The following is an 8922-nucleotide window of genomic DNA, read 5'->3' as shown; positions in this document are numbered from 1 at the left end:
ATCCGTCCAGCGAGGAGCCCCCACCGCCGCCGCCACCGTCCAGCGAGGAGCCACCGCCCCCACCGCCACCGGTTGAGACGTCTCCTGAACCATCCACTACGACACCGGAGGCCACCACGACCACCCAGGCCAAGCCGTTGCAGGTGACCTATTCGGTGACCGGCACCAAGGCACCGTTCGACCAGATCACGATCACCTACGTCGACGCCTCCGGGCAACGCCGGACGCAGCGCAACGCCTACATCCCGTGGTCGCTGACGCTGACACCGATCTCCCAGTCGGAGATCGGCTCGGTGGAGGCGTCCAGCATGCTGCGGCTGAGCAAGCTCAACTGCTCGATCACCAGCAGTGACGGCAGGGTGCTGTCGTCCAACAGCAACGACGCACCGGCGACGAGCTGCTGATGGCCGGCCGAAACATCGCAGACCGTTTCGTCCGCCCGGGGCAGTCCCCGGAGGTCACCGACCGGGTGCTGCTCGGCGCCTGTGCGGCGATCTGGCTGACGCTGTTGGGCATGAGCGTGGCGGCCATGGTCGCCCTGGTTGACCTCGGGCGGGGCTTTCATCAGCCGGCGAAGAATTCGCACACCGGCCTGCTCTACATCGTCATCGGCGTCTCCGCGCTGGTCATCCTGGCCGCCATTCCGGTGCTGCTGCGGGCCCGCTCATCCGGGCCCGCCCCCGGACCGGCCGGCTTCGCTCCCCGGGCCGGGGCGCCGGCGCGACCCGGGGCGCCGCTGCCGCAGCGCGGGTTCGACGCCCCGGGCCGGCGGTCGGCCACCGAACGCCCGGTGTTGCCCAACCAGGCCCAGGTGGACCGGGTGCTGCTGCGCGGCGTCACCGTGCTCGCCAGCGCCGTCGGCGGCGCCCTGACCATGGTCGCCGCCGCGACCTATCTGATGGCCGTCGGCAAGGACACCGGCTCGTGGGTCTGCTATGGGTTGGCTGGGGCGATCACCCTGGCCATGCCGGTGATCCCGTGGCTGTACCTGCGCCAGCTGGGTGAGGTGCTGGAACTGCCGTCCCGGTTCGGCTGACGGTTATACGCAGCGGCTGCGCGACCACTTCCAGGGACATCGCCGTCAGCCCGGCAGCGCGTGGGGCAGCCCGAACCAGGGGAGTACGTCGTTGTCGAAGCGGGTCAGCGCAGATATGCGATTCCCAGTGACCGACAGGACCAGCAGGCCCGCGCCGTGGCGGATGCCGTCGCCGCCGAAGCGGCCGTAGGCGCCGAACGCGAGTTGACCGTTGGCGCGGGTCGGCACCAGGTGGTATTCCCGGCCCGCCCCGAAGATGGTGGCGAAGAAACGCCCAACGACGTCGCGGCCGTGGTATTCGAGCGGAATCGGTGGCATGGAGAGGCGGACATCGTCGGTGAGCAGGGCGACCAGCGCCGCGACATCGCCGGACTGGTAGACACGGACGAACTTGGTCACGAGGGCCTGCTCGGCCGGCGAGTTGGGGGTGGACGGGACCGGGCCTTGGGCCCCGGCCGGCAGCCGGCTACGCAGGGCGGCCCGGGCGCGTTTGAGAGCGCTGGTGACCGCCTCCACGGTGCAGTCGAGCATCTCGGCCACCTCTGCGGCGGGGTATCCGAGTACCTCGCGCAGGATGAGCACGGCGCGTTGGCGGGCGGGCAGAACCTGCAATGCGGTCATGAAGGCCAGCGAGATGGCCTCAGTCTGCTCATAGCGGGCCTCCGGACCCGGGGGCGCGTTCATCGCGCCCTCAAGCAGGGCATCGGGATACGGCTCCAGCCACACGATTTCGCCGAGGGAGCTCGGTTCGGGCGGTTCAATGTGGGGCATGTCCCACTCCTTGGCCGAGCGCCTGCTCGCCGAGCGAAGCGTGCTCAGGCATTGGTTGGTCGCTATTCGGTACAGCCAGGTGCGGATGGAGGCCCGTCCTTCGAACCCGTCGAGACCTTGCCAGGCGGCCAGCAGCGTGTTCTGCAGGGCGTCCTCGGCGTCATGCAGCGATCCGAGCATCCGATAGCAGTGCACCTGCAGTTCTCGACGGTGCGGCTCCGTCAGCTCTCGGAACGCGTCGCCGTCTCCGGCCCGCGCCCTGGCCATCAGGTCGGCTGTTTCCATCACCACCTCCACCCTCGCGTCACGCTGCGGTTCCAGTATTGACGCTGGCGGGGCCCGAAACTGGGCGCATCGGGGGCGCCCAGTTTCGGGGCGTAGTTGCCTCTACCTCTTCGACAGCTGCACAACTTCGCCGAGGAGGACACATGACCATTACCGACAAGGCCGTGTTGGTGACCGGGGCCAACCGGGGAATCGGTCGGGCCCTGGTGCAGGAAGCGCTGCGCCGGGGCGCGACGCGAGTGTATGCGGCTGCACGCCGCCCCTCGCACCATCCCGACGCGCGCGTCACGGCGCTCACGTTCGACATCACCGACGGTGCGCAGATCGCAAGCGCCGCAGCGCACGTCGACTCGCTGGACGTTCTCGTCAACAACGCCGGCGTGGCCCTCTACGACGACTTGAGTGACCGTACGATGATCGAGAGGCATCTCGCCGTGAACCTGTTCGGCACCTACGCCGTGACCCGGGCGTTCCTGCCGGCGCTGACGCGCTCCCAGGGGGCCGTCGTCAACAACCTGTCGTTGAACGCGTTGGCCCCACTGCCGCTCATCCCGGCCTACTCGATCTCCAAGGCGGCGTCGTTCAACCTGACCCAATCGCTGCGGATCCTGTTGGCCGCTCAGCAGGTGCGCGTTCACGCGGTGCTGACCGGCCCCACCGACACCGACATGACCAACGGATTCGACGTCGTCAAGGCCGCACCCGAATCGGTGGCCCGCGCGATCTTCGACGGGGTGGAGCGGGGAGACGAGGACATCTTCCCGGACCCGCTGTCGCAGTCGCTCGCACCGACCTGGCACAGCGGGGCGGCCAAAACCCTCGAGCGCCAATACGCGGCGCTGCTCGACGCGGCGCCGGCTAGCTAGCCACCGGCGGAACGAACCGACCCGAAAAGGGAGTGACAGCAATGACTATCGTGAGCGGCCAGAGGGCCGTCGTCGTCGGGGCCAGCCGCGGATTGGGACGCGGGATCGCCTGCGCGTTCGCCGAAGCCGGTGCCCGGGTGGTCGCGGTGGCGCGAACCGCCCCGGCACTTGCCGAGCTGGCCGACAGCAACCCCAACATCGCCACCGAGGTCGCCGACGCGGCCGACGCCACCGTGGCCTGGAACCTGATCGACCGATACGAGCCGCCGGTGCTAGTGCTGGTCGCCGGCGCCAACCCGGTGATGCGTGCGCTGCAACACCAGACCTGGGAGACGTTCTCGGCCAACTGGCACACCGACGTCAAGATCGCGTTCAGCTGGCTGCGCGAAGCACTGCTCAAGCCGCTGCCACCCGGCAGCAGGGTGGTCGTGGTCAGCAGCGGAGCTGCCCTCAACGGATCCCCGGCCAGCGGAGGCTACGCCGGGGCCAAGGCCACCCAGCGGTTTATCGCCGACTATGCCCAGGACGAAGCCCGGCGCGCCGGCCTGGGCCTCACCATCACGACGGTGCTGCCCAGGATGACCCCGTTCGGCGACGTGGGCAGCCGCGGCGTGCGGGCCTACGCGGCGCGCACCGGCCAAACCGAAGAGCAATACCTGCAGCAACTCGGGAAGCTCTTGACGCCGCAGGTGGCCGGGTCCGCTCTCGTCGAACTGGTGCTTGCCGACCCTGCCAACACGGCGCCGGGGTATCTGCTCACCGGCGCCGGGCTGCAAGAACTGCCATGAAACGCGTTGCGCCACAACCACAAGAGCCGCTCGACGGCGAAGGGAGAACACCCATGTCGTGGCATCGGATCGGGCGGCCGCCATGACCGGCACGGTCGCGAACCTGACTGGCGGCGTGATCGTCGATTGAATGAGTTTGGTGGGCAATAGGATTCCCATGACATCGATCGGACGACCGCCCGACGTCACGGCCACAGCAATGTCGGCGACCAGCCCGCTTCGGCCCGCTCGTAACGCAGCCGCTGGTGCCGGCGATCACGATCGACCTGCCAGAATTCGACCGTGTCGGCGCGTACCGCATACGACACCCAGTCCGCAGGCACCAGAGCGGGGGACCGCTCGAGTTCCAAGCGGGCCTTTGCCAGCGCCTCACCGATCTCAGCTGGAGCGCAGTAGGGCTCACTCTGCCGCCCGGTCAGCGCCATCGTGCGGGCGCCTTCGGAGCGGGCCAGAAAATCGTCGGCGGTCACCTGTGGCGGGTCAGCCTGCGCGATGCCCTCGACCCGGATCTGCCGGCCCAGCGCGGGCCAGTAAAACGTCAGTGCCACAGCGGGATTGCGGGCTAGCTCGGCGCCTTTGCGGCTCACCGAGCTGACCGCGAAATGCCAACCGGCGGCGTCGACGTCCTTGAGGATCAGCACCCGCGCTGACGGCCGCGAACCCGCGACCGTGGACACGGTCATGGCGTGCGGTTCCGCAACACCGCTGTCGACGGCGTGCAACAGCCACCGGATGAACAGCTCTACCGGGTCATCGGGTGCCTGCGCCGGGTCGAACTGCGGGGCCGCACCAACCAAAACGGGCAGCCCGCGCAGGAGATTGCGCAGGCTGCCCGATTGTTCGGACCCGGTGGGCCTAGTGCTGCTGGCCGTTGCCGTTGCCGTCCTGACGCTCGGCCAGCGCGGTCAGCGCCCGCCGTTCGCTGGCATGCGCGGCCTCGTTGAGCGCGGCGTCCTCGGCCACCGGGTCGGCGGTCAGGAAGCTGCCCCGGCCGGGGGAGCCGGCCGAGCCGAGCTTGTTCATCTTCTTCGGCAGTGCCGCACCGGCGTATTCCAGCGGAATCGGGTGGCCGTGCTCGTCGACCGGTCCCAGCGGCTGGTGCAGCTCGATGTAGGCACCGTGCGGCAGCCGCTTGATGATGCCGGTCTCGATGCCGTGCTCGAGCACCTCACGGTCACTGCGCTGCAATCCGATGCACCACCGGTAGGTGGCGAAGAAGATGATCGGCGGCAGTACCACCATCCCGATGCGGCCGATCCAGGTCGTCGCATTCAGGGAGATGTGGAACTTCCAGGCGATGATGTCGTTCATCGCGGCCAGGGTCAGCACCATGTAGAAGCTGATCGCCATGGCGCCGATCGCGGTGCGGACCGGAGCGTCGCGGGGGCGCTGCAGCAGGTTGTGGTGGGCGTAGTCACCGGTGAACCGCTTCTCCAGGAACGGGTAGATCGTCAGCAGGACGAACACCAAACCCATGATCAGCGCGACCCCGACCGGGCCGGGCACGGTGTGGCCCAAGAAGTAGAACTCCCAGGCCGGCCACAGCCGGGCCAGCCCCTCGGTCCACATCATGTAGAAGTCCGGCTGGCTGCCCGCCGAGACCTGAGAAGGCCGGTAGGGGCCCAGGTTCCAGATCGCGTTGATCTGCAGCAGCCCGCCCATCAGGCCGAGGATGCCGGTGATCATCGCGAAGAACGCGCCGGACTTGATCGCGAAGACCGGCAGCACGCGCACCCCGACGACGTTGCTCTCGGTGCGTCCGGGCCCGGGGAACTGGGTGTGCTTCTGGAACCACACCAGCGCCAGGTGCACGCCGATCAGGGCCAGGATGATGCCCGGGATCAACAGGATGTGCAGCGCATAGAGCCGGGGGATCAAGATGGTGCCGGGGAAGTCGCCGCCGAACAGCGCCCAGTGCAGCCAGGTGCCGATGACCGGCATGCCCAGCGTGATCGACGACAGCGCCGCGCGCAGACCGATGCCCGACAGCAGGTCGTCGGGGAGCGAGTAGCCGAAGTAGCCCTCGAACATGGCCAGGATCAGCAGCAGCGAACCGATCACCCAGTTCGCCTCGCGCGGCCGGCGGAACGCGCCGGTGAAGAAGATACGGGCCAGGTGCACCATGATCGACGCGGCGAACATCAACGCCGCCCAGTGGTGCAGCTGCCGGACGAACAGGCCGCCGCGGACCTCGAAGGAGATGTCGAGCGCCGACTCGTAAGCCCGCGACATCTGCACGCCGTTGAGCGGCTGATAGACGCCGTGGTAGATGACCTCGGCCATCGACGGGTCGAAGAACAGCGTCAGGTAGACGCCGGACAGCAGCAAGATGATGAAGCTGTACAACGCGATCTCACCGAGCAGGAACGACCAGTGCGTCGGGAAGACCTTGTTGAACTGGCGGCGCAACGCGGCCGCCGGGTGGTAGCGGGTATCGATGTCGTCTGCTTGACGGGCGAGCAGGTCGCCGATTGCAGGGCTCATGAGGTGCGCTCCCAGAAGGCCGGTCCGACAGGTTCGACGAAGTCGCCGTTGGCGACCAGATGCCCGTTGCCGTCAACGGTGATCGGCAGCTGTGCCAGTGCGCGTGCCGCCGGGCCGAAGACCGGCTTGGCGAAGTGCAGTGCGTCGAACTGCGACTGGTGGCACGGGCACAGAATGCGGTAGGTCTGCTGCTCGAAAAGTGAAGAGGGACAACCCAGGTGCGAGCAGATCTTGGTGTAGGCGAAGAAGTCGCCGTAGTTGAAGCTCTCCTGTCCCGCTCGCTTGACCACCTTGGGCATGTCGTCGGGCCGGATGCGGATCAGCATCACCGGGTTGCGCACGCCCATCATGATCTCGTTGAGCTTCTCGCGGGACTCCTCGGTGGTGCCGTCGCCGTCGGACTCCCGCCACGGGAAGACGGTCTCCATGCCGCCGGCGTCGAGGTCCTCCGGGCGCATCTTGACGAACGGGGAGTTGGTGCTGTGGCCGGTCGCCCGGGCCAGGTAGATGGTCTCGCCGGGGTAGCGCGGGGTCCATCCCGAGGTCCACAGCACGGCCTTCTTGCCCTCGGCGGTCTCAACGACGGGCTTCCACGGGTTCTTGATGAGGCCACCGGCCCCGGCCACCAGGGTGCCCAGTCCGAATGCGCCGAAGCCGATGCCCAGCGAGGCGCCGAGCAGCTTGCGCCGCCCGATCGTCGAGCCCTCGAACGCGTCGGTCAGCTGGGCGGCCACCGTTTTACGGTCCAGCTCGGCAGAGCTGCCATCGTGGCGCTCCTGGATGGTGATCTCTTCGGGGATGAACTTCTTGACGAACATCACCGCACCGATGCCGATCAACAGCACCGAGAGCCCGAAGGTCAGCCCGTACAGCGGGGTGGCCAGCGAGTAGGCGAACCCGTCGGGGGACCCCACCGGCGCGTACTCCCACGGCCAGAACAGGAAGATCAGCAGCAGGGCGAGCCCGAAGCCGCCAGCGGCCAGAAACCAACCGGCGACGCTGCGCTCGGCCCGCTTCTCGGCCCGGGTGCCTTCGACCTGCCAGCGCGGCTCTTTGAAGATCGTCTCCACGCCGTCGAGGCGCCCGCCGAGCGCGAGCAGCTCGTCGGTGTTCATCGCGGCCAGCTGAGCCGCGTCGGGAACGCCTGTGTCCTTGCTGACCTCGGTCATGAACGCACCCCGATCCACAACGCCGCGCCGATGGCAGCGACCATTCCGATAATCCACATCACCATGCCCTCCGGCGCCGGGCCGAAACCGCCCAGCCCGTAGCCGCCCGGATCACGTTCCTCGGTAACGGATTTCACGTAGGCGATGATGTCCTTCTTCTCCTCCATGGAGATCTGCCGGTCGGAGAAGCGCGGCATGTTCTGCGGGCCGGACAGCATCGCGGTCAGGATCTGCTGCTCATTGGCCGGCTCCAGGTCGGGGGCGTACTTGCCCGAGGACAGCGCGCCGCCCCGGCCGGTGAAGTTGTGGCAGGACGCGCAGTTGAGCCGGAACAGGTCGCCGCCGCGGCCCAGGTCGTCGCCGCGCAGCGAAGCCTGCGCGATGCTGCCGTCGGCGTTGCGCACCACGGTGGGGCCGCCACCGTTGGCCTGCACGTAGGCGCCGAGGGCGTCGATCTGCTTGTCGTCGAACATCGGGTACTTGCGGGGCGCCTGCGCTTCGCCGCGAACCGCGGGCATGCGTCCGCTGGAGACCTGGAAGTACACGGCGGCCTCGCCGACACCGATCAGGCTCGGTCCGCGGCCCGGCTCACCCTGCAGGTTGGCGCCGTGGCAGCTGACACATGAGGTGTCGAACAGCTGCTTGCCGGTGCGCAGCAGCGCCGAAGCCGACTCGTCGGCGACCGCCACCTGCGGCGTCGGCGTCAGCAGTGCGGCCAGCCCGCCCGCCATGGCCAGCGCGACCAGCAGCAGCAGCCCTCCGGACAACCGACGCCGGAGCCGCCGCCGGGCGACGGCTTCGTTGTGGCGAGGTCGGGCCCACTTCTTCGGTGTCTTCAACCGGACACTCCTGTTCATCGGGCGGTTGCTCATCGGATGAAGTAGATCGTGGCGAACAGTGCGATCCAGACGATGTCGACGAAGTGCCAGTAGTAGGACACGACGATCGATGCGGTGGCCTGGGCCGGGGTGAACTTGCTCATCGTGGTGCGCACCATCAGGAAGATGAACGCGACCAACCCGCCGATGACGTGCAGACCGTGGAAGCCGGTGCACAGGTAGAACACGCTGCCGTAAGCGCTCGACGGGATGGTGGTGCCGTGCGTCACCAGGTGGTAGTACTCGTAGCCCTGCCCGATCACGAAGAACAGGCCCATCAGGAAGGTCACCAGGTACCACCGGCGCAGCCCGAACACGTCGCCGCGCTCGGCGGCGAACACGCCCATCTGGCAGGTGAACGACGAGGCGATCAGCACCAGGGTCACCGGGACGGCCTGCCACAGGTTCAGCTCAGTTGGCGGTGGCGGCCAGGCGCCTCCGGACTGGGCACGGGCCGTGAAATACATCGCGAACAGCCCGGCAAAGAACATCAACTCACTGGAAAGCCACACGATGGTGCCGACGCTGACCATGTTCGGACGGTTCAGCGAATGCACACGCGACGTAATGGCAGTACCCGAGGACCCCACAGCGCTCGTCACATCCGCAAGTATGACGCTACGTAGTTGTAGATCTCCACCCGGG

10 protein-coding genes are annotated in these 8922 nt (G+C 67.9%); 4 read left to right on the top strand and 6 right to left on the bottom strand.

The features are described from left to right. Both A5694_RS20720 and A5694_RS20715 read left to right on the top strand, forming a co-directional pair. Nucleotides 1-404: MmpS family transport accessory protein (locus A5694_RS20720; RefSeq protein ID WP_234787947.1), on the top strand; the 404-nt coding region annotated here is incomplete at its 5' end. Further along, entirely contained in the window at nt 404-1036 is a 633-nt protein-coding gene (locus A5694_RS20715; RefSeq protein WP_064924179.1) for a DUF2561 family protein, read from the top strand. The genes A5694_RS20720 and A5694_RS20715, both read left to right, overlap by 1 nt. A gap of 45 nt (nt 1037-1081) precedes the next feature. On the opposite strand, the gene A5694_RS20710 is transcribed toward A5694_RS20715, so the two are convergent. After that, nucleotides 1082-2092, bottom strand: coding sequence for a sigma-70 family RNA polymerase sigma factor (locus A5694_RS20710; RefSeq protein ID WP_064924189.1), 1011 nt, complete (start codon nt 2090-2092; stop codon nt 1082-1084). Between the two features lie 143 nt (nt 2093-2235). Here A5694_RS20710 and A5694_RS20705 point away from each other — a divergent pair, with 143 nt between their 5' ends. Both A5694_RS20705 and A5694_RS20700 read left to right on the top strand, forming a co-directional pair. After that, on the top strand, nt 2236-2958 hold the full coding sequence (locus tag A5694_RS20705) for an SDR family NAD(P)-dependent oxidoreductase (RefSeq protein ID WP_064924178.1): 723 nt from the start codon (nt 2236-2238) through the stop codon (nt 2956-2958). A 41-nt stretch (nt 2959-2999) separates the two neighbouring features. Then, nucleotides 3000-3746, top strand: a complete 747-nt coding sequence (locus tag A5694_RS20700; RefSeq protein ID WP_064924177.1) for an SDR family oxidoreductase — start codon at nt 3000-3002, stop codon at nt 3744-3746. A gap of 185 nt (nt 3747-3931) precedes the next feature. On the opposite strand, the gene A5694_RS20695 is transcribed toward A5694_RS20700, so the two are convergent. From A5694_RS20695 to ctaE, 5 genes are read right to left on the bottom strand one after another with little or no spacing between them, the layout of a single operon-like run. Beyond that, nucleotides 3932-4543, bottom strand: coding sequence for a pyridoxine/pyridoxamine 5'-phosphate oxidase (locus A5694_RS20695; protein ID WP_082952782.1), 612 nt, complete (start codon nt 4541-4543; stop codon nt 3932-3934). Nucleotides 4544-4601: 58 nt separating this feature from the next. After that, nucleotides 4602-6230: a cytochrome bc1 complex cytochrome b subunit gene (gene qcrB / locus A5694_RS20690; RefSeq protein ID WP_064924175.1), complete on the bottom strand. Its 1629-nt coding sequence runs from the start codon at nt 6228-6230 to the stop codon at nt 4602-4604. Beyond that, nucleotides 6227-7399 carry a cytochrome bc1 complex Rieske iron-sulfur subunit gene (qcrA, locus tag A5694_RS20685; protein WP_064924174.1) on the bottom strand — a complete coding sequence of 391 codons (1173 nt, stop codon included), beginning with the start codon at nt 7397-7399 and terminating at the stop codon, nt 6227-6229. Before qcrA ends, qcrB begins: the two co-directional genes overlap by 4 nt. Beyond that, nucleotides 7396-8271 carry a cytochrome bc1 complex diheme cytochrome c subunit gene (gene qcrC, locus A5694_RS20680; RefSeq protein ID WP_234786375.1) on the bottom strand — a complete coding sequence of 292 codons (876 nt, stop codon included), beginning with the start codon at nt 8269-8271 and terminating at the stop codon, nt 7396-7398. Before qcrC ends, qcrA begins: the two co-directional genes overlap by 4 nt. Beyond that, on the bottom strand, nt 8268-8879 hold the full coding sequence (ctaE, locus tag A5694_RS20675; RefSeq protein WP_064924172.1) for an aa3-type cytochrome oxidase subunit III: 612 nt from the start codon (nt 8877-8879) through the stop codon (nt 8268-8270). The genes qcrC and ctaE overlap by 4 nt, the downstream gene beginning before the upstream one ends. Nucleotides 8880-8922: the final 43 nt, after the last annotated feature.

The sequence above is a fragment of the Mycolicibacter sinensis genome, from assembly GCF_001667945.1.
GTDB lineage: Bacteria > Actinomycetota > Actinomycetes > Mycobacteriales > Mycobacteriaceae > Mycobacterium > Mycobacterium sinense_B.
The sequence above is the reverse complement of the archived record's forward strand: the minus strand, read 5'-3'. Positions and strand labels throughout refer to the sequence as shown.

Excerpts from the sequence above, each read along its gene's own strand:
- A5694_RS20715 (WP_064924179.1), top strand. The coding sequence starts at position 404 with ATGGCCGGCCGAAACATCGCAGACCGTTTCGTCCGCCCGGGGCAGTCC.
- A5694_RS20710 (WP_064924189.1), bottom strand. The coding sequence starts at position 2,092 with ATGGAAACAGCCGACCTGATGGCCAGGGCGCGGGCCGGAGACGGCGAC.
- A5694_RS20705 (WP_064924178.1), top strand. The coding sequence starts at position 2,236 with ATGACCATTACCGACAAGGCCGTGTTGGTGACCGGGGCCAACCGGGGA.
- A5694_RS20700 (WP_064924177.1), top strand. The coding sequence starts at position 3,000 with ATGACTATCGTGAGCGGCCAGAGGGCCGTCGTCGTCGGGGCCAGCCGC.
- qcrB (WP_064924175.1), bottom strand. The coding sequence starts at position 6,230 with ATGAGCCCTGCAATCGGCGACCTGCTCGCCCGTCAAGCAGACGACATC.
- qcrA (WP_064924174.1), bottom strand. The coding sequence starts at position 7,399 with ATGACCGAGGTCAGCAAGGACACAGGCGTTCCCGACGCGGCTCAGCTG.
- qcrC (WP_234786375.1), bottom strand. The coding sequence starts at position 8,271 with ATGAGCAACCGCCCGATGAACAGGAGTGTCCGGTTGAAGACACCGAAG.